This is a genomic window from Streptacidiphilus melanogenes, from assembly GCF_000787835.1.
Taxonomy (GTDB): domain Bacteria; phylum Actinomycetota; class Actinomycetes; order Streptomycetales; family Streptomycetaceae; genus Streptacidiphilus; species Streptacidiphilus melanogenes.
This window is the reverse complement of the sequence record NZ_BBPP01000001.1, coordinates 379,626-404,641: the sequence shown is the minus strand read 5'-3', so window position 1 is coordinate 404,641 and position 25,016 is coordinate 379,626. Positions and strand designations below refer to the sequence as shown.

Annotated in this window: 26 protein-coding genes and 1 pseudogene; 8 read left to right on the top strand and 19 right to left on the bottom strand. The window is 71.8% G+C overall.

Translation table 11 applies throughout. The features are described 5' to 3' along the window. Positions 1–75: 75 nt before the first annotated feature. Positions 76–285 (bottom strand): hypothetical protein, encoded by a 210-nt coding sequence (locus tag TR49_RS01800; RefSeq protein ID WP_042376205.1) that lies wholly within the window; start codon positions 283–285, stop codon positions 76–78. Positions 286–717: 432 nt separating this feature from the next. On the opposite strand from TR49_RS01800, the gene TR49_RS46250 reads away from it, so the two are divergent. After that, on the top strand, positions 718–846 hold the full coding sequence (locus tag TR49_RS46250; RefSeq protein WP_268874045.1) for a hypothetical protein: 129 nt from the start codon (positions 718–720) through the stop codon (positions 844–846). A gap of 24 nt (positions 847–870) precedes the next feature. Here TR49_RS46250 and TR49_RS01795 read toward each other — a convergent pair whose 3' ends face one another. From TR49_RS01795 to TR49_RS01775, 5 genes are all read right to left on the bottom strand, one after another. Further along, positions 871–1,389 (bottom strand): RICIN domain-containing protein, encoded by a 519-nt coding sequence (locus TR49_RS01795; protein WP_042376204.1) that lies wholly within the window; start codon positions 1,387–1,389, stop codon positions 871–873. A 426-nt stretch (positions 1,390–1,815) separates the two neighbouring features. After that, positions 1,816–2,307: a YcxB family protein gene (locus TR49_RS01790; RefSeq protein ID WP_042376202.1), complete on the bottom strand. Its 492-nt coding sequence runs from the start codon at positions 2,305–2,307 to the stop codon at positions 1,816–1,818. 144 nt (positions 2,308–2,451) lie between these two features. Continuing rightward, positions 2,452–3,813, bottom strand: a complete 1,362-nt coding sequence (glnA2, locus tag TR49_RS01785) for a gamma-glutamylpolyamine synthetase GlnA2 (RefSeq protein WP_042376199.1) — start codon at positions 3,811–3,813, stop codon at positions 2,452–2,454. 162 nt (positions 3,814–3,975) lie between these two features. Beyond that, positions 3,976–4,881, bottom strand: coding sequence for a C40 family peptidase (locus tag TR49_RS39560; protein ID WP_052433890.1), 906 nt, complete (start codon positions 4,879–4,881; stop codon positions 3,976–3,978). A 51-nt stretch (positions 4,882–4,932) separates the two neighbouring features. Next, positions 4,933–6,315, bottom strand: a complete 1,383-nt coding sequence (locus TR49_RS01775) for an SPFH domain-containing protein (RefSeq protein WP_160311524.1) — start codon at positions 6,313–6,315, stop codon at positions 4,933–4,935. Between the two features lie 218 nt (positions 6,316–6,533). Between TR49_RS01775 and TR49_RS01770 the strand changes: the two genes are divergently transcribed. Then, on the top strand, positions 6,534–8,291 hold the full coding sequence (locus tag TR49_RS01770; protein WP_084724446.1) for an NAD+ synthase: 1,758 nt from the start codon (positions 6,534–6,536) through the stop codon (positions 8,289–8,291). A 173-nt stretch (positions 8,292–8,464) separates the two neighbouring features. Here TR49_RS01770 and TR49_RS01765 read toward each other — a convergent pair whose 3' ends face one another. The 3 genes from TR49_RS01765 to TR49_RS01755 all read right to left on the bottom strand — a co-directional run bounded on the left by TR49_RS01765 (position 8,465) and on the right by TR49_RS01755 (position 12,063). Next, on the bottom strand, positions 8,465–9,439 hold the full coding sequence (locus tag TR49_RS01765) for an endonuclease/exonuclease/phosphatase family protein (protein WP_042376196.1): 975 nt from the start codon (positions 9,437–9,439) through the stop codon (positions 8,465–8,467). An 81-nt stretch (positions 9,440–9,520) separates the two neighbouring features. After that, positions 9,521–10,339 carry a TetR/AcrR family transcriptional regulator gene (locus TR49_RS01760; protein WP_052433884.1) on the bottom strand — a complete coding sequence of 273 codons (819 nt, stop codon included), beginning with the start codon at positions 10,337–10,339 and terminating at the stop codon, positions 9,521–9,523. Between the two features lie 14 nt (positions 10,340–10,353). Then, positions 10,354–12,063 carry an MFS transporter gene (locus TR49_RS01755; protein WP_084724445.1) on the bottom strand — a complete coding sequence of 570 codons (1,710 nt, stop codon included), beginning with the start codon at positions 12,061–12,063 and terminating at the stop codon, positions 10,354–10,356. 184 nt (positions 12,064–12,247) lie between these two features. On the opposite strand from TR49_RS01755, the gene panB reads away from it, so the two are divergent. Both panB and TR49_RS41005 read left to right on the top strand, forming a co-directional pair. Beyond that, positions 12,248–13,147: a 3-methyl-2-oxobutanoate hydroxymethyltransferase gene (gene panB / locus TR49_RS01750; protein ID WP_042376194.1), complete on the top strand. Its 900-nt coding sequence runs from the start codon at positions 12,248–12,250 to the stop codon at positions 13,145–13,147. 98 nt (positions 13,148–13,245) lie between these two features. Continuing rightward, positions 13,246–13,608 (top strand): annotated as a pseudogene (locus TR49_RS41005) (ATP-binding cassette domain-containing protein); the annotation flags it as partial. A 131-nt stretch (positions 13,609–13,739) separates the two neighbouring features. On the opposite strand, the gene TR49_RS44345 reads toward TR49_RS41005, so the two are convergent. After that, a complete protein-coding gene (locus TR49_RS44345; protein ID WP_162484673.1) occupies positions 13,740–13,877 on the bottom strand; it encodes a hypothetical protein in 138 nt (45 codons plus the stop codon). Positions 13,878–14,111: 234 nt separating this feature from the next. On the opposite strand from TR49_RS44345, the gene TR49_RS01745 reads away from it, so the two are divergent. Beyond that, positions 14,112–14,927, top strand: a complete 816-nt coding sequence (locus tag TR49_RS01745) for a site-2 protease family protein (RefSeq protein WP_042376193.1) — start codon at positions 14,112–14,114, stop codon at positions 14,925–14,927. A 44-nt stretch (positions 14,928–14,971) separates the two neighbouring features. Here the strand turns inward: TR49_RS01745 and TR49_RS44420 are convergent, their stop codons facing one another. Together TR49_RS44420 and npdG are read right to left on the bottom strand one after the other, a co-directional pair. After that, the gene (locus TR49_RS44420; protein ID WP_169789967.1) at positions 14,972–15,145 is read right to left on the bottom strand and encodes a hypothetical protein; all 174 of its coding nucleotides are present in this window, start codon (positions 15,143–15,145) and stop codon (positions 14,972–14,974) included. Positions 15,146–15,263: 118 nt separating this feature from the next. Continuing rightward, positions 15,264–15,980: an NADPH-dependent F420 reductase gene (npdG, locus tag TR49_RS01740; RefSeq protein WP_042376192.1), complete on the bottom strand. Its 717-nt coding sequence runs from the start codon at positions 15,978–15,980 to the stop codon at positions 15,264–15,266. 47 nt (positions 15,981–16,027) lie between these two features. On the opposite strand from npdG, the gene TR49_RS01735 reads away from it, so the two are divergent. Both TR49_RS01735 and TR49_RS01730 read left to right on the top strand, forming a co-directional pair. Then, positions 16,028–16,627 carry a hypothetical protein gene (locus TR49_RS01735; RefSeq protein WP_042376436.1) on the top strand — a complete coding sequence of 200 codons (600 nt, stop codon included), beginning with the start codon at positions 16,028–16,030 and terminating at the stop codon, positions 16,625–16,627. A gap of 168 nt (positions 16,628–16,795) precedes the next feature. Beyond that, positions 16,796–17,845 carry a terpene synthase family protein gene (locus TR49_RS01730; protein ID WP_042376190.1) on the top strand — a complete coding sequence of 350 codons (1,050 nt, stop codon included), beginning with the start codon at positions 16,796–16,798 and terminating at the stop codon, positions 17,843–17,845. Positions 17,846–17,871: 26 nt separating this feature from the next. Here the strand turns inward: TR49_RS01730 and TR49_RS01725 are convergent, their stop codons facing one another. From TR49_RS01725 to TR49_RS01700, 6 genes are all read right to left on the bottom strand, one after another. Beyond that, on the bottom strand, positions 17,872–18,510 hold the full coding sequence (locus TR49_RS01725) for a hypothetical protein (RefSeq protein WP_052433882.1): 639 nt from the start codon (positions 18,508–18,510) through the stop codon (positions 17,872–17,874). Further along, positions 18,507–19,841 (bottom strand): DUF58 domain-containing protein, encoded by a 1,335-nt coding sequence (locus TR49_RS01720; protein ID WP_042376188.1) that lies wholly within the window; start codon positions 19,839–19,841, stop codon positions 18,507–18,509. Before TR49_RS01720 ends, TR49_RS01725 begins: the two co-directional genes overlap by 4 nt. Next, positions 19,838–20,929: an AAA family ATPase gene (locus TR49_RS01715; RefSeq protein WP_084724444.1), complete on the bottom strand. Its 1,092-nt coding sequence runs from the start codon at positions 20,927–20,929 to the stop codon at positions 19,838–19,840. The genes TR49_RS01720 and TR49_RS01715 overlap by 4 nt, the downstream gene beginning before the upstream one ends. 56 nt (positions 20,930–20,985) lie before the next feature. Further along, positions 20,986–21,531: a hypothetical protein gene (locus tag TR49_RS01710; RefSeq protein ID WP_052433880.1), complete on the bottom strand. Its 546-nt coding sequence runs from the start codon at positions 21,529–21,531 to the stop codon at positions 20,986–20,988. A 281-nt stretch (positions 21,532–21,812) separates the two neighbouring features. Continuing rightward, the gene (locus tag TR49_RS39555; RefSeq protein ID WP_052433878.1) at positions 21,813–22,808 is read right to left on the bottom strand and encodes a DUF4129 domain-containing protein; all 996 of its coding nucleotides are present in this window, start codon (positions 22,806–22,808) and stop codon (positions 21,813–21,815) included. Positions 22,809–22,964: 156 nt separating this feature from the next. Further along, positions 22,965–23,156 (bottom strand): hypothetical protein, encoded by a 192-nt coding sequence (locus tag TR49_RS01700; protein WP_042376187.1) that lies wholly within the window; start codon positions 23,154–23,156, stop codon positions 22,965–22,967. 53 nt (positions 23,157–23,209) lie between these two features. Between TR49_RS01700 and map the strand changes: the two genes are divergently transcribed. After that, positions 23,210–24,058: a type I methionyl aminopeptidase gene (gene map / locus TR49_RS01695; RefSeq protein ID WP_439654062.1), complete on the top strand. Its 849-nt coding sequence runs from the start codon at positions 23,210–23,212 to the stop codon at positions 24,056–24,058. 33 nt (positions 24,059–24,091) lie between these two features. Here the strand turns inward: map and TR49_RS01690 are convergent, their stop codons facing one another. Next, complete coding sequence (locus TR49_RS01690; RefSeq protein ID WP_042376183.1) at positions 24,092–24,808, bottom strand: bifunctional DNA primase/polymerase; 717 nt, start codon at positions 24,806–24,808, stop codon at positions 24,092–24,094. Positions 24,809–25,016 lie beyond the last annotated feature (208 nt).

Genomic DNA, 25,016 nt, shown 5'->3' with positions numbered 1-25,016 from the left:
CACGATCCTCCCCGACCCTACGTCGTTCGAACACCCGAACCGCGCCGGACGAGGCGGCGAACTGCCCCGCCCGGCTCAGTGGCCGTCTTCGGCCTCGACTTGGGCGTCGGCGAGCGCGATGTCCACGAGCGACTGCACGGCCGGCGTCTCCACCCGCGGCCTGATCACGACGAGCAACGTCGCCACCGGGCCGAGCACCAGCGAGAGCAGCCACCAGTTCAACCCCGAGCGGCCCTTGCCCTGGGCCAGCCCCGCGTTGATGAGCGACAGCGTCAGCCACCCCACGCTGTATCCCCGGCCCCGACACCGCCGCCGCTTCCGCTTCCGCCGGACGCGAGCAGGATCTCCCCGTTCACCGTGTTCACTTCCGCCCCTCCCCGCCGCGTGCTGCGGCGCGGTGAGCGAGGCATCAAAGCAGTCGGCTGACCCGGACACAAGCGCCTTTCCTGCCGAGGCGGTCAACATGCCTCCGGCGAAGGCGCGTGAGGGTTCGACGGATACGCCTCTCCCTCTCGTCCTTCCGGGTCGGCGACCCCCCTGACCGGCTGCTCGCCCTGCTCGGCGTCGCCGGGCCCGGCGACCCTCCCGCATTCGCTGGACAACGAACTTTCTTGGCAGGACCATGAGTTCATGGTCCTGCTGGTACCGGCGCTGGTGGTGTCCGCACTCGTCGTCCTCGGTGTCGTCATCGACTGAAGGACACGCCGCCGCGGAGCGGTGAACCGCGACGGCCACAGCATGTCCGTCGACCTGCGCGAGACCCGTCGCGACCTGCACGCCTGGCGGCGCGCGTCCATGGGCAACAGCGGCGAGGACGCCTCCTGGATGCACCACCTCAGGCGCTGAGCCCGCCGCGACGGTGGGGCTTGCCTACTGCATTTCCGTGAAGTGCTGGTTCGCCTGACCGTTGCACGTGTACTGGATGACAGGCGTCCAGTCGTTGATGCCGGCTCCCTGGACGTCGACGCACTTGCCGGCGAACGTGTGGATCTCCAGCGTGCCGAAGCCGGCCGGCACCAGCGTGAACTCCTGGTTGGCCTGTCCGTTACAGGTGTACTGCATGACGGGCGTGAAGTCGGCGGTGCTGGCCCCCTGGACGTCGACGCACTTGCCGGCGAACGTGTGGATCGCGACATGGCCGTCACCGAGCGGATACAGCGTGAACTGCTGGTTGCCCTGGCCGTTGCAGGCGTACTGGATGAGGGGCGTCCAGTCGGCGGGATTGACTCCCTGAACGTCGACGCACTTCTGAGCGAAGGTCAGGAGCCGGATCTGGAGATTGCCCTCTGCGGCCTGCGCGGGGTTGACCAGCGGCGCCGCGACGACTGCCGAGGCGGTGATCGCCAGGAGGCCCAGGGCACGCAGGCCGGTCTTGAAGGAGGAACGCATGGGTCTTCTCCCACTGCTCGAAGGAAGGGTCTGCCGGGATGGAGTTTCAGCCCTGTCCATGACAATAGAAACCCCGCCCGGGGACGCCTTCGCCTCAAGGAGCAGATCTTCACGCATGCCGCGTGCACGCCGACTGCCCCACCAGCGCGCGGCGGGCCTGCTACCTACCCTCTGTTCGAGCGGGATCGTGTGAGCCGGGGACGCCACCCTGGTACAGGCGGGAAGCCAGAGCGTTCCAGCGACCATCCCGTGCGTCCGGGCCGACCCCGTCGAGCAGGGCGGGAATGTCTTCCGCGGTGCCGTAGGCGTGATGGAGGCGTGACCAGTCCGTCATGCGGCGATCCAAGCAGACGACCCGACACTCCGCTGGAGGCCGCGACCGGCCCACCGGCGTCCCCACAGCCCCGTCCGCCACCGCGGACGCGTTCAAGAATTGACTGCGGCCGGGGCTTCAGGCTGTGTGCGTGAAGCGATGAATGCCCGGAACTCGCTGAGTTGATCCGAACTGAAGGCGCGGGTGGGCACGATATGTGCGACACGCTTGGCTCGATACAGGAGGATCAGCTCCTGGGTGTCGAGCACATCGGTCACCCCGGTCCATCGGACCTCTGTCCGGGCGTGGTTGGTCTCGCTGACGAAGTGGCCCTCCTCGAAGACCATCTCCGTCGGCTTTCCTGCGACGGCGAATCGTTTCCTCAACTGCATCCTGCCGTAGCCCAGTAGCAGGACGTCCAGCACGGCCCCCGCCCAGCACATGACCCCGAAGACCTGGGTGCGCTGTCCCAGCGCAAACAGGACCGTGCCGAGCAGGACGAAGCCGACGACCGCGTACCAGAGCGAAAGACGTCCTCGGGAAAGCAGCCGGATGGCCTGTCGGTACTCCTCGAACCGGAGCTGAAACGACACACCGATCTTCATGCGGTGCCTTCCGTGTCTGTGGTGAGCGCGGCGGCATCCTTGCAGCTTGCGTTGCAGCTGATCAACCCGAAAGGGCCGGACGACAGTGGATCGATCTCCACCGTGTCCGGCCCTTCGTCGTGCGCGGGTCCGTCTGACGTGCCGTTACAGCACCGGGAGGCCGCGGCGGAGTTCGAACGGGGTGACCTCGGAGCGGTACTCCTCCCATTCCTGGCGCTTGTTGCGCAGGAAGAAGTCGAAGACGTGCTCGCCGAGGGTCTCGCGGACGAGTTCGCTGCGTTCCATCAGGTCGATGGCCTCGCCGAGGTTCTGCGGGAGGGGTTCGATGCCGAGGGCGCGGCGTTCGAGGGAGGTGAGGGCCCAGACGTCGTCGTCCGCGCCCGGGGGGAGTTCGTAGCCCTCGGCGATGCCCTTGAGGCCTGCGGCGAGGATGACGGAGTAGGCGAGGTAGGGGTTGCAGCCGGTGTCGAGGCTGCGGATCTCCACGCGGGTGGAGCCCTGCTTGCCCGGCTTGTACATCGGGACGCGGACGAGGGCCGAGCGGTTGTTGTGGCCCCAGCAGATGTAGGAGGGGGCCTCGCCGCCCGCGCCGGCGGCGCGCTGGCTGCCGCCCCAGATGCGCTTGTAGGAGTTGACCCACTGGTTGGTGATCGCGGAGGTCTCCGCCGCGTGGCGGAGGATGCCGGCGATGAAGGAGCGGCCGATCTTGGAGAGCTGGTATTCCGCACCGGCCTCGTGGAAGACGTTGCGGTCGCCCTCGAAGAGGGACAGGTGGGTGTGCATGCCCGAGCCTGGGTGCTGGGAGAAGGGCTTCGGCATGAAGGTCGCGTGGACGCCCTGCTCCAGCGCGACCTCCTTCATGACCAGGCGGAAGGTCATGATGTTGTCGGCCGTGGAGAGCGCGTCCGCGTAGCGCAGGTCGATCTCCTGCTGGCCCGGGGCGCCCTCGTGGTGGCTGAACTCCACGGAGATGCCCATGGACTCCAGCATGGTGATGGCCTGTCGGCGGAAGTCGTGGCCGACGCCGCGCGGGGTGTGGTCGAAGTAGCCCGACTGGTCGGCCGGCAGCGGCGGCGTGCCGTCGCCCGGGAGGTTGTTGAGGAGGAAGAACTCGATCTCGGGGTGGGTGTAGAAGGTGAATCCGAGGTTGGAGGCCTTCTCCAGAGTGCGCTTGAGCACGTACCGCGGGTCCGCGAAGGACGGGGAACCGTCCGGCATGAGGATGTCGCAGAACATGCGGGCGGTGCCCGGGGCCTCCGAGCGCCACGGCAGTATCTGGAACGTGCTCGGGTCCGGTTTGGCCAGCATGTCGGACTCGTAGACGCGGGCGAAGCCCTCGATCGCGGAGCCGTCGAACCCGATGCCCTCCTCGAAGGCCTGGTCGAGCTCGGCCGGGGCAACCGCGACGGACTTCAGGAACCCGAGGACGTCGGTGAACCAGAGCCGGACGAAACGGATGTCCCGCTCTTCGAGAGTGCGGAGCACAAACTCCTGCTGCTTGCCCATGGCTACAGTCTCACCTCTGCGGTTTACGGATGCGTTAAGCGCGGAAGCCCGAAGCGCACGCGTCGCCCGCCAGGCCCACTGATCGCATCATTGCAGATAAGTGCAGATTGTGGGCCTGCCGGGATGATCAGGCGATGAACGCCGCTCGGGCGGGGGAACCGCTCACGGGACTCGGCCGAAGAAGTCCGGGTAGTAGCCGCGCGAGAGGACGGAGATCCGCACGTCCGCGCCCCGGTGCGGGGCCTCGATGTAGCGGCCGCCGCCCAGGTAGATCGCCACGTGGTGGATGCCGCTGGACCTGCTGCTGGAGGACCAGAAGATCAGGTCGCCGCGGCGCAGCCGACCGGGTGCCACCGGGGTCGTCGCCCGGTACTGGGCGGCCGCGACGCGCGGGAGCTTGATCCCGGCCCGGAAGAACGCCTGCTGGACCAGGCCCGAGCAGTCGTAGCCGTAGGGGCCGTCGCCACCCCAGAGGTAGGGCTTGCCGAGCTGCGACTCGGCGAAGCCGATGGCGGCCTCGAGGCCTCCCGCGACCGGGCCGGGCAACGGTGCCGGGTGCGGGTCGCCGGGTCCGGGGGCCGGAGCGGGGTGCCCGTGGCCCGCGTGCTTGAGGTAGACGGCGTAGTGCGTGGTCCAGCGCCACTCGCCGTTCTTGCGGAACCAGTAGCGGTGGCCGTCCCAGCCCTGGCGTATGCCGCCACTCGTGCGCGCGCCGCCGCTGTCGCCGCCGTGCCCGGTTCGGCGCAGGTAGACGTCGTAGTGGGTGGTCCAGCGCCACTCACCGCCGGCGTGGAACCAGTAGCGCTCTCCGTCCCAGCCTGCGTGGGCGGACGCCGGTTCGGCGCTCGCCGCGGGCGCGGCTATGAGGGCCGCTCCGCCCCCGACGGCGAGCATCGCGGTGGTCGCGGCGGCGCGGAACACGGGGCGGGCGGGGCTGCGCCGCCCGCGGGCCGGGCCACCGGACGGGCCACCGGGCGTCGTCCTTGCGGTCGTGCGGTGGTCACGGCAGTAGGCGCAGGTGCAGGTGCAGACGGCTATGTCCAGGTCGAGCTCGGCGAAGGCGGTCATCGCGGACGTTCTCCGTTTCTCGTTCCTCGAAGGGTGTGTGGCGGTGAGCGGTCACGAAAAGTCCGCGGCGGGCTGCGGACGCGGCGCGGGCGGTACTGACGGCGTCAGCGGGGAGCCGTCGGGCTCGACCGGGGTCGGCTCCCCCACCCGCGATCGACCGGTCGACCGCAGACGGCTGCGGGAGGACAGGGCCGTCGCGGAGCGGAGCAGGACGGGCTGCCGTCCTGCCTCCTCCGCACGGTCGGCGGCCGGGACGGCGGTCACGGAGCCCGGAGCCGGGCGGTCCACGGTGGAGCGGACGGTGACGGATGCCGAGGCCGAGGACTTGGCCGAGGACGGGGACGGGGACGGGGACGGGGACGGGGACGGGGCGGCAACGAACATGCGGGACGAGCCGGACGACGCCGCCAGGGCTTCGCCGCTCCCGGTGGTCACCGTTGGTCCGGCTGCCGGGACGGATGCCCCGGGTTCCGGCACCGACACCGGCACCGACAGGAAGGCCGTGACCAGGTCCCGGGTCAGCGCCGCGCGGAAGGCGTCGTCGAGCGCGATCCCCTGGCCGCGCTCCAGTTGGCGCAGCGTCAGCGCCGCCGTCTCGACGGCATCGCCGACGATGACCTCGCGGGTGCCCGCGTCAAGCTCGGCGAGACGGCGGCGGCGCATGCTGTCGGCGAAGTCGGCTCGGTAGCCGAGGCCGACGGCCTGGACGGAGAAGACGGCCACGCCGACCGGGGCCATCTCCGCACCGAGCAGACGGGTCAGCTCGCCGCCCAGCCACTGGCCGTCGCGCAGGGAGGGGCCCGGGCTGGCGAAGCTGTCGCAGGGCAGCGTCGAGACCGTGCGGGCGAAGACGGACTCCGCACTCAGGGCCAGGTGCATGCCGTGGTCGTCGACGGAGAAGCGCGCCCGGGCGGTGTCCCTGACCTGCCAGACGATGATCAGCTCGGCCGTGACCGGGGAGCCCTCGCGATCGGTCGCGGAGATCGGCTCGCTGCGCCAGTGACGGATCCGCACGTCGATCGGACGACGCTTGAGCAGCGGGTTCACCCAGAGCAGCCCGGTGCGGCGGACCGTGCCGCGGTAGCGGCCCCAGCGGCTCAGCACCCGGGCCGTGCCGAGGGGGTTCGCCGTCAGCCCGAATACGGCGAGGACCACGACCGCGCCGCAGAGCGCGAGCAGCGCCACCGCAGGGTGTTCCGGGATGACGGGGCCGGTGCCGTGCAGGGTCCGGCGCCCGGGAACCCAGCCCGGCAACGCGGCGGCACGGCGGGCCTGGACCAGCAGGGCGAGGGCCGCGGCGGTGAGGGCCACGAGCAGGGCCGCCCAGCCGGGCAGCACGGCGCGGGCCGGACGTTCCCTCAGTTCCGCGTCTGAGCGCGGCGGTCGGCGGACCGCCCAGGGAGCGGTGACCTGTCGCTCGGCCGGCTGGTCCACGTGGTCCATCCCCTCTCACGGGCGTTCGTCCGTACCCGCACCTTGCTCGGAGCTCGAAAGTACCTTTAATTCGGACATACCGTCAATACAGCTATATCCAGGTCATATCAGAGCATCTAACGTGTGGGCGCTGCTCGTTGGAGCCCGGACCGGAAACGCCGCCGAACGGGTGCCGGCCGAGCCGCACATCTCGTCTAAGAGACGATTACTCTGTGGGTATGCCTAGCCTTCGCCTCGCGTTGAACCAGATCGACAGCGTCGTCGGCGACATCGACGGCAACGCCGAGCTGATCGTCAGCTGGACCCGTCACGCCGCAGAGCAGGGCGCCCACCTGGTCGCCTTCCCCGAGCTCGCGCTCAACGGCTACCCCATCGAGGACCTGGCGCTGCGCCCGTCCTTCATCGAGGCGTCACGCTCGGCGCTGGTGGCGCTGGCGGCGCGGCTGGAGGCGGAGGGGCTCGGCGAGGTTCCGGTCGTCGTCGGCTACCTGGGCAAGTCCCTCGAGGACACCCCACGGCTCGGCCTCCCGGCGGGCTCCCCGCAGAACTGCGCCGCCGTGCTCCACAAGGGTGAGGTCGTCGCTCGGATGGCCAAGCATCACCTGCCCAACTACGGCACCTTCGACGAGTTCCGCTACTTCGTCCCCGGCGACACCCTCCCCGTCGTCCGCCTGCACGGTGTCGACGTGGCGCTGGCCATCTGCGAGGACATCTGGCAGGACGGCGGCCGGGTCCAGGCCGCGCACCAGGCCGACGCCGGGCTGCTGCTGGTGATCAACGCCTCCCCCTACGAGGCGCGGCGCGGCGACGAGCGCCTCGCCCTGGTCCGCAGGCGCGCGGCGGAGGCCGGCTGCACCCTCGCGTACCTCAACCTGGTCGGCGGCCAGGACGAGCTCGTCTTCGACGGCCAGTCCGTCGTCGTCGAGGCCGGCGGCACGGTGCTGGCGCGCGCCCCCCAGTTCGAGGAGGGGTGCCTGCTGATCGACCTCGACCTGCCCGCCGCCACCGCCAAGGCGGACGGCACGACGCGGATCGTCGCCGACAGCCTGGAGATCAAGCGCACCGTCCTGTCCGAGGAGCCGCTGCCGGCCCCTGCGGAGCCGGTCGTGCCCGGCGAGGCCGCGCCGATGGCCGAGCTGGAGGAGGTCTACGCCGCGCTGGTCTGCGGCGTCCGCGCCTATGTGCGCAAGAACGGCTTCCGGTCGGTGCTGATCGGCCTCTCCGGCGGCATCGACTCCGCGCTCGTCGCGGCGATCGCCGTCGACGCGATCGGGGCCGAGAACGTCCACGGCATCTCCATGCCGAGCACCTACTCCTCCGACCACTCGCGCGACGACGCCGCGGAGCTGGCCCGCCGGACAGGCCTGAACTTCCGCACGGTCTCCATCGCACCCATGTTCGACGCCTCTATGGACTCGCTCAAGCTGACCGGCCTCGCCGAGGAGAACCTGCAGTCGCGCCTGCGCGGCACGCTGCTGATGGCCGTCTCCAACCAGGAGGGCCACATCGTCCTCGCCCCGGGCAACAAGAGCGAGCTGGCGGTCGGTTACTCCACCCTCTACGGCGACTCGGTCGGCGCCTTCGGCCCGATCAAGGACGTCTACAAGACGCTGGTCTTCCGCCTGGCGCGCTGGCGCAACGAGATCGCGGAGGAGCGGGGCGAGACCCCGCCCATCCCGGAGAACACCATCTCCAAGCCTCCGTCCGCAGAGCTGCGCCCCGGCCAGGTCGACACGGACTCCCTGCCGGAGTACGACACCCTGGACGCGGTCCTGACGGCGTATGTGGAACGGGACCTGGGCCTCGCCCAGATCGTCGCCGAGGGCTACGACCCGGCGCTGGTGGAGCGGGTGATCCGGCTCGTGGACACGGCGGAGTACAAGCGGCGGCAATACCCGCCGGGCACGAAGATCAGCGTCAGGAACTTCGGCAGGGACCGCCGCCAGCCGATCACCAACAGGTGGCGCGAGCGGTAGGCAATCGAGGTAGGTGCACTGTTCAGGGGCGCGCGGAACTGCGCGACAGTCCCCCGGACTTCGGCCGGGAGGTGCCCCCGTCTGATGAGCGGATGGTCCGGGGTGCGCGGGGCCGTCCGCACGCCGGTGGTTGCTCGCCCAGTTCCCCGTGCCCCTGGGTAAGTGCAACTTCCCTACAGCTCGAAGTGGGCGCCGATCGGGAGGTGGTCGCTGCCGGTCTGGGGGAGCGTCCACGCGGCCGTCGGGGTCATGCCGCGGGACATGATCTGGTCGATCCGGGCCGAGGGGAAGGTCGCGGGCCAGGAGAAGCCGAAGCCGGCGCCCGCGCTGCCCTGCGCGGAGCGCAGCTGCATGGTGATGGGGGCCAGTGCGCGGTCGTTCATGGTGCCGTTCATGTCGCCCAGCAGCAGGACCCGCTTGAGCGACTCGTGGCTGATCGCCTCACCCAGCGCCTCCGCGCTGCGGTTGCGCTGGTTGGCGGTGAAGCCGCCGTCGAAGTGGACGCGGACGGACGGCATGTGGGCGACGTAGACCGCCAGGTCTCCCTGCGGGGCGTGGACCGTCGCCCGCAGCGCCCGGGTCCAGCCGATCTTGATGTCGACGGGGCCGGTGTCGGCCAGCGGGTACTTGGACCAGAGGCCGACCGTGCCCTCGACGACGTGGTAGCGGTAGGTCCCGTCCAGCACCTGAGTGATCGTCGGCAGTGCCGGGCCGGTGATCTCCTCCAGGGAGATCACGTCGGGATCGGCCTGCATCAGCGTCCGCATGGTGCTCGCGACGGACGTGTTGTCCGCGCTGATGTTGTGCTGGACGGCGGTGAAGTCGTAGGAGCCGCCGCTCTTGTCCGGCAGCAGCGAGCCGAACAGGACGCTCCAGATCAGCACCGGCGCCAGCAGGGCGACCAGCGCGGTCGCGGAACGGCGCAGCAGGGCGAGGACCAGCAGCACGGGAACGGCCAGGCCGCACCAGGGCAGGAAGGTCTCGATCAGGCTGCCGAAGTTTCCGAAGGTGTCCGGGATCTGCCGGTGGAAGGCGAGGACGCCGGCAAGCAGCAGCGCGAGTACGGCCAGGATCCAGCCTCGGCGCCAAGTGGAACGGCCCTTGCCGTCCCGGCCGCGCCAGTGGATCCCCCGAAAACCGCGAAGCATGCGCTGTTCCTCACCCTTGCCCGGATTGATCCCGTTTGCCGGGACTCAGCCTATGGGTGAGGAGACGCACCCCCGCCGACCTCAGGTTCCGTCGGCGTTGTCGTGAACCGGGTGAGTGTTCGATGAAATCCCGGGCTTGACCGCCACGCCCTCCAGGACGGCGTCGACGATCGTCGCCGCGAGCGTCGGGTCGTCGATGGACGCGTCCGGGTGCAGCACGGCGCGGGACAGCATCGGGCCGACGACCAGCTCGCCGAGCAGGTCCGGATCGATGTCGTCGCGCAGTTCGCCCCGGAGCTGGGCGGCGTGGACCAGCTCGCGCAGCGCCCGGCGGCGGGGCTCGATGACGGTCTCGTGGTAGCGGCAGTAGAGGTCCGGGATGGCCCGGATCTCGGCGCCGATCATGGCGAGATCGCTGCCGGAGCGGCGGTTCACTGCGTTCAGCCGGATGCTGTCGACGGCCGCGATGAGCGTCTCGCGCAGCGTGGCCCGCTCGCAGATCGGGTCGACCTTGGATTCCAGCTGCGTCAGCAGATGCAGCAGCATGGCGTCCTTGTCCGCCCAGCGGCGGTAGATCGTCGCCTTGCCGACCCCCGCCTCGGAGGCGATGGCCTCGACCGAGAGACCGGCCAGGCTGGATCCCTTGGCGAGCAGGCGGAGCATGCCCTCCACGATCGAGGCCTCGACCGCCTCGCTGCGCGGCCGACCACGCTTGGCGGGAGCCGGACTCGGGGCCCGCCGCGCAGCCTTGGTCGGACTCGCAGCCGGAGCCGGAACTGGTGGCGTGGCCGGTTCGGGGTGGGCGGCTGGGGCGGTGGGACGCTGACGGCCGAGCTCGCGACTGATCAGGTTCTCGAACTCGCTGTCCACGGCTTCGGCCTTGCCTGCGCTGCTGCTCACCGCCCCATCCTCCCTCACTCGGCTTGAGCCCCGGTAGCGTCCACGGCCACCTGGGACTTCGCGGCCGCCTCCGCGGACTGCGCCGACGTTGCCGACTGCGCGTCCGTCTTTGCGTCCGTCTTTGCGTCCGCCTGCTCGTCCTGGCCCGTCGCGCGCGGCGCCATCGCACCGCCGTAGGACGCGGCCTTGCCGGGCAGGAAGGCCAGGGCGACGATCAGGCCGAGCACCGCCGCGCCTGCGGCGCCCAGCGCCGTGACGTGCATGGCGTGGACGAAGGCATCCTTGGCCGGGCCGACCAGGCCGGACGCGTGGAGCTGCGGCTGCGCGGCGATGCCGAGCGTGCCCTCGATGGACTCGCCCGCCGGGCCGCGCAGGGCGGGCGGCAGCGTGTCGAGGTGCCCGCTGATGCCGCTGCGGTAGGACGTCGACAGCAGCGCGCCGAGCACCGCGACGCCAAGGGAACCGCCGACCTGCCGGAACGTGTTGTTGACGGCCGAACCCGAGCCCGCCTTCTCCCTCGGCAGGCTGGACATGATGGTGACCGAGGCGGGCGGCATCACCAGGGCCATGCCGGCGCCCTGGACGAAGGCGACGACCTCGAGCACCCAGATGCCCGTGGTGCGGCCCAGGGTCATGAACCCGATGAACGAGCCGGCGATCAGCACCATGCCGAGCGCGATGGTGACCCTGACGCCGAAGCGGTCCACCACGAACCGGGCCCGCGGCGAGAAGATCAGCTGCGCTATCGCCAGCGGGAGCAGCAGCAGACCGGCCTGGAGCGGGCTGTAGCCGCGCACGCTCTGGATGTAGAAGACGCCGAAGAACGTGACGCCCATCAGCGCGAAGAAGGCCAGCCCGATGGCGACGACGGAGGCGGAGAAGTGCCGGTTGCGGAACCACGAGATGGTGAGCACCGGGTGGGCGGCGCGCTTCTGGTAGAGCACGAAGGCCACCAGCACCAGCACACCGCCGACGATCGGCACCCAGCTCTCGGTGGCGCCGAAGTCGGCGTCCTGGCCGCCCTTGATGATGCCGTAGATCAGCGCCACCAGGCCGACCATCGAGAGCAGCACGCCCAGCGGGTCGAGCTTGCCGGGCTTGGGGTCGCGCGAGTCCGGCACCAGCCAGACCATGCCGATCAGGGCGGCGACCACGATGGGCACGTTGACCAGGAAGACCGAGCCCCACCAGAAGTGGGCCAGCAGCAGGCCGCCCGCGATCGGGCCGATCGCGATGGCCAGACCCACCGCTCCGGACCAGATGCCGATGGCCTTCGGGTGCTCCTCGCGCTCGAAGACGTTCATGATGATGGCCAGCGTGGCCGGGAGCACGAAGGCCCCGCCGAAGCCCATGACGGCCCGGAAGGCGATCAGCTCAGCCGGACTGCTCGCCATGGAGCAGAGCAGCGAGCCCGCTCCGAAGACGACCATGCCGAAGAGCAGCACCTTCTTGCGGCCGAGCCGGTCACCGAGCAGGCCGGCGGTGAACAGCAGGCCGACGAAGACCAGGGTGTACGAGTTGATCGCCCATTCCAGCTGGCTCTGGGTGGCGCCGATGCCCGTGGGCTTCGGCGAGGCGATCGTCTTCATCGCGACGTTCAGGATCGAGTTGTCCAGCACCACTACGAGCAGGCTGAAAACCAGGACGGTGAGGATCGCCCAGCGGCGCTTGTGTATCGCCTCGGGCACCCGCGGCGGGGCAGCGGCAGGGGCAGTCGTCGTCATGGCAGCAGACTAGCGCATTTTCGATACGAGAACGTCTCGTATCGAAAATGTGCCCGGGGGAGTGATGCGCGCGACTCCCCCACCCGGCGCGCTCCTCTTTCCCTCTCTCGCGAGCGCGTGCCAGCATGGACGTGATCCGGGGACGCCGCACGGCGCCACGAGACCACGACACAGGAGACACGTCATGCAGAACGGTTCGCTTCCGCCTGCCCAAGCTCCCTCCGGCCCGTCCGGCTCCTCCGCCGGGAAGGACGGCACCGGCTCCCTCTACGGCGGCGTCACCTCGCGCCGGGTCACCGTGCGCGACCTCGCCGCCGCCAAGGCCCGTGGCGAGCGCTGGGCCATGCTGACCGCCTACGACGCGATGACCGCCGGCGTCTTCGACGAGGCCGGCATCCCGGTGCTGCTCGTCGGCGACTCGATGGGCAACTGCCACCTCGGCTACGACACGACCGTGCCGGTCACCATGGACGAGATCGCGATGCTGTCCGCCGCGGTCGTCCGCGGCACCCAGCGCGCGCTGATCGTCGCCGACCTGCCTTTCGGCAGCTACCAGGAGTCCCCCGCGCAGGCGCTGCGCAACGCCGTACGGCTGATGAAGGAGGCCGGGGTCCACGCGGTGAAGCTGGAGGGCGGCGAGCGCTCCGCGCCGGCCATCGAGATGCTGGTGCAGGCCGGCGTCCCGGTCATGGCCCACCTGGGCCTGACCCCGCAGTCGGTGCACGCGCTCGGCGGCTACCCGGTCCAGGGCCGCGGCGACGAGGCGGCGCACCAGCTGCTGCGCGACGCGAAGACCGTCCAGTCCGCGGGCGCGTTCTCGGTCGTCCTGGAGGCCGTTCCGGCGGAGCTGGCCACCCAGGTCACCCACGAGCTGCACATCCCGACCGTCGGCATCGGGGCGGGCGTGGGCTGCGACGCGCAGGTGCTGGTCTGGACGGACATGGCCGGCATGACGGCCGGCCGGGTGCCGAAGTTCGTCAAGCAGTACGCCAACCTCCGCGCCGAGCTGGGCCGCGCGGCGACGGAGTACATGGACGAGGTCCGCAGCGGCTCCTTCCCCGCCGAGAAGCACACCTTCCACTGATCCCGCCGACGGAACCCGATTCCGCCGACGGCGGGGTGACGGTGCGCTGACGGAGCCGCGACGGCGGCCTGTCGGCGCGCCCCGGCAGAGTCCTCGGCATGGAGCTGAGGACGAACCCGAAGATCACCCCCGCCGTGCAGGTGCGCCGCCTGACCAAGCACCACGGCGAGACCACGGCCCTCGACGGCGTCGACCTCGACGTCGCCGAGGGCACCGTCATGGGCGTGCTCGGCCCGAACGGGGCCGGCAAGACAACGCTCGTACGGATCCTGTCCACACTGGTCCGACCCGACGCCGGGGCACGCCGTCGTGGCGGGCTGCGACGTAGAGCGCCAGCCCTACCGGCTGCGCCGGGCCATCGGCCTCACAGGGCAGAACGCCTCCGTCGACGAGCTGCTCTCCGGCTACGAAACCTCTACCTGATCGGGCGGCTGCTCGACCTGAACGCCAGGGGCGCACGCCCTCCGGGCCCGAGCCGACGTGTGCGGCGCCCGCGTGCGCAGCGCCGAGGGCGCGGCGCAGACGGGCCACCAGGGTCTGCAGGGCGTCCTGCGGGGCGAGGCCGGACCGGCCTCGCCCCAGATCTCCTCGATCAGCGCCCAGGGCGGTGCGGCTCGCCCCTCGCGCAGGCGAGCGCGGCAGCGAGAGCACGCAGTCGCGCACCCGAGAGGGCTACGGGCCGTTGGTCGTCGTCGACGACGAGCGTGCTGCCGAGGATCCCGAAGCGCATCCCCACATTCTGACCCACGCCCCGCCGCGCCCGTGATCAAGAGCCGGATCTCGTCCGGGCCTCCGGCCACGGGGGCGCCGCCCGGTGCTCCGGAACCGGGCCGCGACCTCAGGCGTTGACCCCAGCGGGGCGGACGGTCTTCGCGCCGGGCTTGGCGTGGACGGCGACGGCACGACATCATCGGCAGGCACTTCCGCCCGTCCGCCGCTGCCCCCGACCGGAGCCCCGCCACCCATGAGCGTGTTCAGCCACTCGCATTCGCACTCGGACCGCCGGATCAGCACCGTCTTCTGGGTCCTGCTCGCGGTCTTCGCCACCACGGGCTGGGCACTGTGGGTCGGCTGGGGCAACGCGAGGCTCGGCGTCTTCCTCTTCGTCTGCGCGGGCTGGCTGATCTCGCTGTGCCTGCACGAGTTCGGCCACGCGCGGGCCGCGCTGCACGGCGGCGACATCACCGTCGGCGCCAAGGGGTACCTGACGCTCAACCCGCTGAAGTACACGCACCCGGTGTACAGCTTCGTCATGCCGCTGATCTTCATCGTCCTCGGTGGCATCGCGCTGCCGGGCGGCGCGGTCTTCATCGAGCGCGGTCGTATCCGCAGCAAGGCGAAGAACGCGCTGGTATCCGCCGCGGGGCCGGCGATCAACGCGGCGTTCGCGCTCGTCCTGCTGATCCTCCTGGCCACGGTCGCGCCCTCGTTCGACGGTCTGACCGCCGTGCCGCACCTGGAGTTCTTCTCGGCGCTCGGCTACCTGGCCCTGCTCCAGGTGATGGCGACCATCCTGAACCTGGTGCCGATGCCCGGCCTGGACGGCTACGGCATCATCGAGCCCTGGCTCTCCTACGAGACCCGCCGCTCGCTCGCGAACATCGCGCCCTACGGCATGATGATCGTCTTCCTGCTGCTGTTCAACCGCACGATCAACGGCTGGTTCTTCGGCAACCTGGTCGACCCGATCCTCAGCTGGTTCGGGGCGGACTGGTACGCCAACTACGGCAACAGCCTGTTCCACTTCTTCAACATCGGCTTCCCCGGCTTCGGCAACTGAGCCGGCGGGCGGGTACCGGCCCTCTGCCGGGCTCAGGTTCAGGCTCAGGCGTCGGCGGCGAGACGGGCGCGGCGCCAGTGGACCCAGCCGACGTTGCTGGCGACACCCGCGAGGAGGACGAAGGCCAGGCCCAGCCAGAACTGCGCCAGGACCGACACCACCGCGGCGGCGAGGGCCAGGACGGCGAGGGTGAAGGCGAACAGCGCGAAGCGGGGCATCGGAGGTCTCCCACGGACGGAAGCGGACGGGCCGGACAGGGATCCATTCTCCCTCTCCGGCCCTTGTGCTCCCGACCGGGGTCCGGCGCATGGCCGGGACCTGGTCGGACGTCGGTGATCAGACGTCGGTGATGCGCAGGCCCGCGTGGGCCTTGTAGCGGCGGTTGACCGAGATCAGGTTGGCGACCAGCGACTCGACCTGGTGGGCGTTGCGCAGGCGGCCCGCGAAGACGCCGCGCATGCCGGGGATGCGGTTGGCCAGCGCCTGGACGGTGTCCGTCGCGGCCCGCTCCTCACCCAGGACCAGGACGTCGATGTCGATCTCCTCGACCTCGCGGTCCTCCAGCAGCACCGCGGAGAGGTGGTGGAACGCGGCCGTGACCCGCGACTCCGGCAGCAACGCCGCGGCCTGCTGCGCCGCGCTGCCCTCCTCCGGCTTGAGCGCGTAGGCGCCCTGCTTGTCGAAGCCGAGCGGGTTGACGCAGTCGACCACGATCTTGCCCGCCAGCTCGGTGCGCAGCGCGGCCAGCAACTCGCCGTGGCCCTCCCACGGGACGGCGACGATCACGATGTCCGCGCGCGCAGCGGTGCTCGCGTTGTCCGCACCCTCCACGCCGTGGCCCAGCTCGGCCGCCGCCGCGGCGGCCCGCTCGGCGCTGCGGGAACCGATGATCACCTGCTGGCCGGCCTTGGCCAGCCGGTAGGCCAGGCCGCGGCCCTGCGGGCCGGTGCCGCCCAGCACGCCCACCACCAGGCCGGAGACGTCGGGCAGGTCGAAGGGCGTCCGGGCGGGTGTCGCGCCGGCACCGGCCGACGCTGCATCAGGGGTACTCATGACCCGATCCTCCCATTCCGCCGTCTGCGTGGGGCAGCATGGCGTGCATGGATGCGGTGAGGGTCACAATGCTGCGGGAACTGCTCGCGGAAACCCCGTGGATCGCACGCACCCGCGGCTTCGCGGGGACGCTGCGGGAGACGGCGCGTCCCGGCGGTCTGCTGCTGGTCGGCACGGAGGCCGAGGAGCCGTGGCACCTTGCGGCGCACCTGTCCGACGAGGCCGCCTACGCGGACCTGCCGGAGCTCTCCCCCGTCCTGGTCCGGCACCACGTCCCCCCTGGCGCGCCCCCGCACCTCGCGGTCCCGCTCGCCCGGCTGGAGGAGGCGCGGCGCGGCGAGACGGTGTTCGTCGTCGCCCCCGACGCGGCGGGCGAGGGCCTGTTGGAGCGCGTCCACGACGCGCGTCGCGTCGGCGCGACGGTGCTCGCCCTGGAGGCGGCCGATCCCGAGCTGCGCAGCCTTGCCCACGAGGCCCTCACGGTCACCCCGGACCCGGGCGCGCCCTCCTTCGAACTCGTCCAACACCTCGTCAGCGCGGCCGCAGGCGAACCCACCACTCCCCGGCGCCGCGCCACCGACCTCCGCAGCCGCCTCTCCCGCCTCATCGACCATCTGACGGCCCCGGCACCACCCTTGGGCTGGTGACCCGACTCTCCGTCTCCGATGAGCCCAGCGTCCGGGCTCAGCTCGCTCGGGACGGGACGGCCGGTGTTCGGTGGGAGGCCGCGTACGCCGGGTGGCGGAACCCGGCGTGCCGTCGGGGCGGGGGCGTCGTTGGCTGGGCGTAGCCGACGGACGCGCGGGAGGTACGGGATGAGTCAGGCCGCCACGAGCCCGCGGCGACGGGACGGGCAGGTCGTGGTCCTGGACCTCGCGCTCCCCCATGGCAGGCTCCGGCCGTCCCGGACGCACCCGGAGGTGGAGGCCATCCGCGCCGCGCACGACGTGTGGTTCCGGGACGCGCTCGCGGGGCTGCACCTGCCGGGCGCGGACCGGCTGTTCGGTGAGTGCGAGGGCGTCAGCCTGATGTGCGGGGTGCTTCCCGAGGCGGACGGGGAGCGGCTGGTGGGGATCTGCGTGGCCGCGTCCGCGCTGTTCCTGCTGGACGACGTCGCGGACGACGAGGCGGGTGAGCGGGCCAGGGCCGCGGACTATCTGGCCGTGCTGCGTGGCGAGGGGCCGGTCCCGGCGGGTTCCGCGCCACTGGGCCTGCTGGCGCGGACGTTGACGCGGGCGCGCGAGGGCGTGCCGGACCGGCTGTGGGCCCGGTTCGTGGCGGGGTTCTCCGAGGTGATCGCGGCCGGCGCGGGCAAGGAGCAGACCGCGCGCCAGGCAATGCGCGGCTACGACGCCTACCTGGCCGCACGGTACGCGGACTCCGCCTTCGACCTGGTCGGCGTCGCCATCGAGCACGGCCTGGACCTGGACATGACGGCCTCTCGGCAGACGGCCGCCCCTGGCCTCTGGGCCGAGCTGCACCGGGCCTGCTTCGTGCACACGATCCTGGTCAACGACCTGCTCTCGTTCCGCAAGGAGTACTTCGCGGGCGAGCCGATGAACGCGCTGACCGTGCTGCGTGACGCCGAGGGCCACAGCTTGCAGCAGGCCGCGGACACGGTCTGCGCCCGGATCGCCGCCGCCGAGGAGAACTTCCTCGCCGCCGCCGGCGGCCTGCGCCTGCGCGCGGAGGAGGACCCTTCCCTGGAGCAGTACCTGACGGCGTGGGAGTTGATGCTGGTCGGCAATCTCAGCTGGTCGTTGGGCTGTTCGCGTTACCACGGAGCCCGGTCGACGCCGTCTGCGGGGCCCCTTCCGATCCCGACGCGCATGACGCTGCACCGGGACCGGACCGTCTTCGACTAAACGGCCCTCTGGCAGGCCCCCACGGCTCAGGCCCTGCGTCGGCGCACGGACAGCGTCACGCCCACGCCCACCGCCAGCACCAGCGCCGCCGCCGTGGCCCGCGCCCAGGCGTCCGCCGTGGCGACGGAGAGCACCGCGCCGATCAGCACCAGGCCTTGGGCCGCTACCGCGGCCACCAGCAGGGGCCAGTCCCGCAGTTGGGCCGCGCCCGGAGGGCCGGCCGCCGCCGCGTCGACGAAGAGCAGGTAGGCCAGGAGCAGCGCCGCGTCGCAGAACATCATCCAGGTCGGCGGCGAACCGATCGCCACCACCAGCACGAAGCCCACTGCGAGCACGGTGTTGCGGTGGCGGGAGAGCTTGGACGCCCAGCGGGGATCGCCGCTGACGGGCCGCGCCACGACCGGCGGCGCGGCGAACCAGGCGACCAGCACCATGAGGGCGATCAGGACCAGCCGCACGACGGAGGAGACCAGCAGGTAGCCGGCGTGCGCCAGGCCCGCGGGGTCGGCGGCGGCCAGCGCCAGGGCGGCGCCAAGCCCGCGTCCGGCCCACAGCTCGGACTCCCGCCGCGCGACCTCGGGGTGTAGCGGGGCGGCGGCGTCCTCGGTCGGCGAAAAGACCGGCTGCCCGCCCGTGTCGGTGCTGTCGGCGGTGACGCCGCTCATCGCAGCCTCCCTTGGATCCGGGTGCGCAGCAGCGGCGCGAAGCTGAGGTCGAGGGTGTCGCCCTCCCAGGGGACGACGGGGATGCCCTTCTCGGCCAGGCTGAAACGCAGCGCCTCGCGGTCGAGCCGCCACAGCCGCAGCGCCAACTCCTCGGTGTACTCGGCCTTGCTGATCCGCGGGTCGCCGATGGGGATCTCCACGACCACCACCGGGTTGCCCCGTTCGGCGAGCCCGCCGAGCACGCCCATCATCCGGTTGTCCGCGAGCGGGGTGACCGCGTGGACCAGCGCGCCGTGCGGCAGCGCGGGCGGGGGCAGCCGGTTCAGGTCGGGTGTCTGGTAGGCGAGATCGCGCCGGACGTCGAGGACCATCTGCACCAGGCGGTAGAAGTACTGGTCGCCCTGGCCGGGTTGGAGCCAGTGCAGCCGTCCGCCGACGGACACGACGCCGACCCGGTCGTGGCTGCGCAGGTAGGCGCGGACGATGCCGGCGGCGACGCGCAACGACTCGTCCAGGCTGGACCCGCCGGTGGCCGGATCGCGCAGGTCGGCGAAGGCGTCGAGGAGCACCACCACGTCGGCGGCCCGCTCGGAGGCGAACTGCTGCAGCTGGATGGCGTCGCGGCGGGTCGTGGCGGGCCAGTTGATGCGGCGCTGCCGCTCGCCCCAGACGAACGGGCGGGTGCCGACGACCTCGACGCCCTCGCCCTGCTGGCGCGAGGTGTGCTCGCCGAGGTTGCCTGGAAGCCGCACCGGGACAGGCGTGAGCCCGCCGTCGGCGGGGTTCGGGAAGACCTCGATCTGGCCGAGCTCCACGCGCAGCGTGCGCCGCAGCAGCCCGCCACGGTCGTGCACGTCCACGTCGGCGGTCCCGAGCGTCCAGCGGCCCCAACGCCGGGCCACGAAGGCAAGGGTGAGCTGGGCGCCGGTCGACTCGACCGAGACGAGTTCGCATCCGGCTCCGACGACCACGCCGGGGTCGAGCCACTCGGCCGAGCCGGCGAAGGCGACCCGGAACCGGGCGGTGACCGGCTCGCCCTCGAAGACGCGCAGGCTGGACTGCTGGACCCGGCCGTCCGCCAGGACCGGCTCGCCGACCACCCGGTGCACGCTGAGCGCCGCGAACAGCAGCAGGCAGAGCGGCCCGGCCGCCAGTGCCAGCAGCCACGGCTGGGCCGTGAGCAGCGCGAGGACCACCGCGGCGACGGTGACCGAGAGCAGCCGGACGGCCCGCTCGGTCAGCCGCACCCCCGGTTCCGGCGCGCCGGGGATCTCCTCGTGCTCGGTGCCCTGCGCCTGGCCGCCGAGCACCCGGTCCAGCGAGTGGATCATGCGCCGACCGGGTTCGCCGGGTTGGGCACCGGCGCGTTCGGGACCGGCGCGTTCGGGACCGGCGCGTTCGGGACCGGCGCGTTCGCGCCCTGGGCCCGGCCCTGCGCGGGCACGGGGGTGGTCTGCGGCGTCGGCACGCTCTGCACCAGTCCGGCAATGACGTCGTCCGCCGAGATCCGGCGCACCCACAGCTCCGGCTTGAGCGTCACCCGGTGCGCGAGCGCGGGCAGCGCGACCGCCTTGACGTCCTCGGGGATGACGTAGTCGCGGCCGGCCATCACCGCCCGCGCGCGGGCCAGTTGCACCAGTGCGAGGCCGCCGCGCGGCGAAGCGCCGACCTGGATCTGCGCGTGCCGCCGGGTCGCGTCGACCAGCGCGATGATGTAGTCGACCAGGTCGTCGTTGACCTCGACGCGCTCCAGCGCGTCGCGCATGGCCACCACCTCGCCAGGGTTGCTGAGAGTGTTCAGCACCGCCTCCGGCGTGTCGCGGTCCAGGCGGCGGCGCAGCATCGCCGCCTCCTCGGAGACGGGCAGGTAACCCATCCGCACGCGCAGCAGGAAACGGTCGAGCTGGGCCTCGGGCAGCGCGTAGGTGCCCTCGTACTCGATCGGGTTGTTGGTGGCGATGACCACGAACGGCTTGGGCAGCGGCCGGGTGACGCCGTCGGTGGAGACCTGGGCCTCGGCCATCGCCTCCAGCAGCGCCGCCTGCGTCTTCGGCGGCGTGCGGTTGATCTCGTCCGCGAGCAGCAGGTGCGCGAAGACCGGTCCGGGCCGGAAGACCATCTCGCCGGTGCGCTGGTCGTAGAAGGGCGCGCCGGTGACGTCCGACGGCAGCAGGTCCGGCGTGAACTGGATGCGGCGGAAGTCCAGGCCGAGCACGGTCGAGAAGGACCGCGCCAGCAGTGTCTTGCCGAGACCGGGCAGGTCCTCGATCAGCACGTGCCCACCGGCCAGCACACCGAGCATGACCAGCTCCAGCGCGGCGCGCTTGCCGACGACGGCGCGCTCGATCTCGTCCAGCACCGCATGGGCGCGCGTCCCCGCCTGCTGCGGGGTCAACTGGTCGGTCACGGTTGCGGTCACGGTGCTCCTCGATGGCGATGCAGAGACGTCTCTGCTGTCACTACTGCTTCTGCGGGTCACAGGGTTTCCAGGCGCTCGACGAGCAGCTCCAGCAGCGCGGGAGGCAGCGGCCTGGGATCGGGGACGTTGCGGTGGCCCGCCTGCCGCGCCGCGCGGATCGCGGCCGGAGTGCGCGGGCGGAACGGGTCGAGCCACGGCCACAGCTGCGGCCCGAGGATCGCCGCGGCCTGCTCGGGCTGCATCCGCAGCGAGACGCCGTGACGTTCCGCCAGCCGCACCTCGTAGAGGCGCAGCAGCAGCGGGTACAGGTGCAGCGCGTAGCCCTCCGGGGTGCGGGCGGCGTCGGACAGCGCGGCGTCCCAGTAGCGCAGCGTCGGCTCACGGGTCCCCACGAGCCGACTGCGCCGCCGGAAGCCGCTGTCCATCACGCCGGCGCCGGCGACCCACCGGGCCGCCCAGACGCCGGCCGCGACAAGCGCGACGGCTCCGACGGAGAGCCCCTCGGCTCCGCCGACGGCCCACAGCGCGCCGAGGCAGACGATCCCGAAGCCGGCGAGCGTGAGCAGCGCGAGTCGATCCGGTCCGAGCCGCGGCTCGCGCACGGGCGCGACGGGCCCACGCATCGGCGCGGCCGCAGGCCGCCGACCCCCGTCGTAACCGGGAAACGCGGAACGGAACGGCTGCTGCGGCCCGGGCTGGGCCTGTCCCGGCACGGGCGGCGGCGATTGCGCGGGCTGGAGCTGCGATTGCCCTGGCTGGAGCTGCCCGGGCTGAAGCTGAGTATGCCGAGCCTGTCCGGGCTGAAGCTGACCCGGCTGGGGCTGCGCGGACTGGGGCTGTCCGGGCTGAGGCTGGGGCTGCCCCGCGGCGGGCTGAGTCGGCATCAGATCTCCACCTCCTCGCGCACGCCGAAGCGCGCGTCGGCCTCGGCTGCGGCGGCGGCCAGATGGGCGCCGATGGACTCCAGTGCGGCGCGGGCCTGGTCGCGCTGGTGCTCGCCCATCGGGTGGGTGGAGTAGCGGGCCTCGCCGAACAGGTCGGTCAGGGTCTGCGCTGCGTGGCCCTGGACCAGCCCGGCCTCCGCGGCGCGCTGCAGCAGTTCCGTCGGCGTGTCCGCCTTGCGGCGGCTGACGCCGCTCTCCGCCAGGGACTTCTCCATCGCCGCGTAGCAGGCGATGATCGCCGTCCGGGGGTCCGGATCGTCCGCAAGGGCCCTCCGCCCCGCCTGCACGGCCCCGGCCAGAGCGTCTCCCGTGCCGTCGTCCTCGTCCAGGCCGCCGTCGACGGCGTCCTCGCCGACCGCGCCGGCCCGCCGACGGGCGATCAGCCATCGGGAGAGCACGACAGCCAGCAGCACGACGAGGACGACGCCGAGAAAGACGAGGAAGCCGATCAGCAGGTCCTGGAAGTTGACCGGGGGGCTGCTGGGGGCCGAACTCGGCTGGTCGGCCGAGCCGTAGGACGGCAACGCGGTGGGTGTCCGCCCCGCGCCGGTCGGGCGGTCCACCGCGACGCCCTGGTTCGGCTGCGGAAGCGGGAGCTGGACGCTGCGCGTGCCCAGGATCGTCACGCCCACCACGGTGGCCAGGCCCATGAGGATGAAGCCCGGCAGGACGAGCGAGGCGATCCGCGACTGGGTGGGTGTGCCCCCGGCGGTCAGCCGGTCCTGACGTCGCCGCACCTGGATGGCGAGCGTCCAGCCCACGACGACGATGCCGAGCGCGAGCAGCGCCCACGTGCCCTTCGCCGGCCCGTCGCCCGCCAGCCCGGTCCCCCGCGCGGCGTTCAGCGCGACGGCGGCCATCCCCAGCACGACCGCGGCCCCGAGAGCCGCGGCGAGCCGCGCACCCAGACGCGGATTGTCGTTGCCACGTGCCACCGGTGTCCCCCACAGTGCGAGTTGCTTCGGGACACCCTGCCACAGCGCTCCTCATCGCGTCAGGTGCCTGCCCGCCTTGTCGCACTTCGTACACGGTTGCAGCCGTGCCGAGACGACCCCGCACGTCACCCGCGCAACGGATCCGGGCTGCGGGGGTCACTCCCAGCGCGGGTCGTGGTCCCACTCGTCGTTGCGGGCCGCGACGCGCTCGAGCGCGTGGGACGCTGCCTCGTCCGTCGGGTACGGGCCGAGACGGTTGCGGGCCGGACACTCCGGACCCTCCTCGACCTTCTTGTGCTTGAGGCAGTAGAACCACTCGCCGGGCTTGCCCGTCGGCTGCTTGGCCATCGTCGCTCCTTCGCTCCGTACCGGAGGTGTACCCGCTGATTAGGATGGCCACCATGGCACCCCTCGTCCCTGGAACGCTCTCCCCCACCCGCACCGTGCCCGCGCACATCCCGCGCCCGGAGTACGTGGGCCGCAAGGCCCCCCGGCCCTACGACGGGCCGGAGGTGCAGACCGCCGAGACGATCGAGAAGATGCGGATCGCGGGCCGGATCGCCGCGCAGGCGATGGACGCCGCGGCCGCCGCGATCGAGCCGGGGGTGACCACGGACGAGCTCGACCGCATCGCGCACGCGTACATGTGCGACCACGACGCCTACCCGTCCGACCTCGGCTACCGGGGGTTCCCCAAGTCCATCTGCACCTCCGTCAACGAGGTGATCTGCCACGGGATTCCGGACTCGACCGTGCTGCAGGACGGCGACATCGTCAACCTGGACGTCACCGCCTTCATCCACGGCGTGCACGGCGACCTGAACGCGACCTACCTCGTCGGGAACGTGGACGAGGAGTCCAAACTCCTCGTGGAGCGGACCCGCGAGGCGACCCGGCGCGGCATCGCCGCGGTCAAGCCGGGGCGGCAGATCAACGTGATCGGGCGGGTGATCGAGTCCTACGCCAAGCGCTTCGGCTACGGCGTCGTACGGGACTTCACCGGCCACGGCATCAACACCGCTTTCCACTCGGGCCTGATCATCCCCCACTACGACAGCGAGTTCGCCACCACGGTGATGAAGCCGGGGATGACCTTCACCATCGAGCCGATGCTCACGCTCGGCGACTACCACCACGACATCTGGGCGGACGGCTGGACGGTGGTGACCAAGGACCGCAAGCGCACCGCGCAGTTCGAGCACACGCTCGTCGTCACCGAGGACGGCGCGGAGATCCTGACCCTGCCGTGACGGGCGTGACGGCCGTGACGAGGGCCTGAACAGCTAGCGGATCAGCCACTGCTCGCCGAGCGCCGGCGCGCCGACCTCCGCGCAGGCGTCGGTGAGCACGTCCAGCAGCCGCAGCGGGTCCGGCAGCGGGTGGTCGGGCCCGCGGACCCAGGTGACCTCCGCGCCCTCGGCGAGGCGGGCGGGCGGCAGCAGCACGTAGCTGCCGCGGGTGTGCCAGCGCAGGCCGGGATGCTCGTCCGCGTCCTCGTCGGGGTGGGAGTCGAGCTCGGAGGTCCACCACTCGTCCTCGTCGAGCGGGGAGCGGGTCGTGGTGAAGAAGAACCAGCGGTCCTCACCGAGGGCGGCGACGGGACCGGCCGCGACGCCGGACTCGGCGAGGCGCTCCAATGCCAGACGACCGGCCTCCGCCGGGACGTCGAGGACGTCGTGGACGCGGCCGGTCGGGGTGATCGCGTTGGCGTCCGGGTCACGGGAGAGCCAGCGGGTGATCTGGTCGAAGTCGGTGGTGGCCTGGGACTGCCAGGCGAAGGAGAGCGGGTGCTGCGCGGGGGCCGGACAGCCGACCCGGTCGCAGGAGCAGCGGAAGTCGACCGCGTGCGCGGCGGGCGCTACCGGGAACCCGGCGCGGGCCGCGTCCAGCAGCGCGCGCAGGCGTCGGGCGCGCTCCGCGGCGACGTCGGTCTCGTCGACACGACCGCCCAGCCGGAGCCACCTGCGCCACCAGGCGCCGACATTGCCCGCCGAATCCACTGGTGCCCCTTCCTGCCCGCTCCCGGGGTCACCGGGACGCGTACAGAGCAGGATACGGCTGCGCGGCATGTGGTGTGCGCCAGGGGTGACTTCCGGGGTGATTCAGTGCCGTTCTCGTGACGTCCCGGCGATACGCCGTGCTACGCGGCGACGGGCCGGGATGTCGCCGGAGCGGGAGCCGGGCAGGAGGCAGGGAGGGGGCGGGGAG

Bases quoted from the DNA above. Each gene is read 5' to 3' on its own strand.
- panB (WP_042376194.1), top strand. From the start codon at position 12,248: ATGCAGAACGGTTCGCTTCCGCCTGCCCAAGCTCCCTCCGGCCCGTCC.
- npdG (WP_042376192.1), bottom strand. From the start codon at position 15,980: ATGAGTACCCCTGATGCAGCGTCGGCCGGTGCCGGCGCGACACCCGCC.
- TR49_RS01790 (WP_042376202.1), bottom strand. From the start codon at position 2,307: ATGAAGATCGGTGTGTCGTTTCAGCTCCGGTTCGAGGAGTACCGACAG.
- TR49_RS01735 (WP_042376436.1), top strand. From the start codon at position 16,028: ATGGATGCGGTGAGGGTCACAATGCTGCGGGAACTGCTCGCGGAAACC.
- TR49_RS01720 (WP_042376188.1), bottom strand. From the start codon at position 19,841: ATGATCCACTCGCTGGACCGGGTGCTCGGCGGCCAGGCGCAGGGCACC.
- TR49_RS01770 (WP_084724446.1), top strand. From the start codon at position 6,534: ATGCCTAGCCTTCGCCTCGCGTTGAACCAGATCGACAGCGTCGTCGGC.
- TR49_RS01755 (WP_084724445.1), bottom strand. From the start codon at position 12,063: ATGACGACGACTGCCCCTGCCGCTGCCCCGCCGCGGGTGCCCGAGGCG.
- map (WP_439654062.1), top strand. From the start codon at position 23,210: ATGGCACCCCTCGTCCCTGGAACGCTCTCCCCCACCCGCACCGTGCCC.
- TR49_RS01730 (WP_042376190.1), top strand. From the start codon at position 16,796: ATGAGTCAGGCCGCCACGAGCCCGCGGCGACGGGACGGGCAGGTCGTG.
- TR49_RS01765 (WP_042376196.1), bottom strand. From the start codon at position 9,439: ATGCTTCGCGGTTTTCGGGGGATCCACTGGCGCGGCCGGGACGGCAAG.
- glnA2 (WP_042376199.1), bottom strand. From the start codon at position 3,813: ATGGGCAAGCAGCAGGAGTTTGTGCTCCGCACTCTCGAAGAGCGGGAC.
- TR49_RS01745 (WP_042376193.1), top strand. From the start codon at position 14,112: ATGAGCGTGTTCAGCCACTCGCATTCGCACTCGGACCGCCGGATCAGC.
- TR49_RS44345 (WP_162484673.1), bottom strand. From the start codon at position 13,877: ATGCGCTTCGGGATCCTCGGCAGCACGCTCGTCGTCGACGACGACCAA.
- TR49_RS44420 (WP_169789967.1), bottom strand. From the start codon at position 15,145: ATGCCCCGCTTCGCGCTGTTCGCCTTCACCCTCGCCGTCCTGGCCCTC.
- TR49_RS01795 (WP_042376204.1), bottom strand. From the start codon at position 1,389: ATGCGTTCCTCCTTCAAGACCGGCCTGCGTGCCCTGGGCCTCCTGGCG.
- TR49_RS01725 (WP_052433882.1), bottom strand. From the start codon at position 18,510: ATGAGCGGCGTCACCGCCGACAGCACCGACACGGGCGGGCAGCCGGTC.
- TR49_RS01700 (WP_042376187.1), bottom strand. From the start codon at position 23,156: ATGGCCAAGCAGCCGACGGGCAAGCCCGGCGAGTGGTTCTACTGCCTC.
- TR49_RS39560 (WP_052433890.1), bottom strand. From the start codon at position 4,881: ATGACCGCCTTCGCCGAGCTCGACCTGGACATAGCCGTCTGCACCTGC.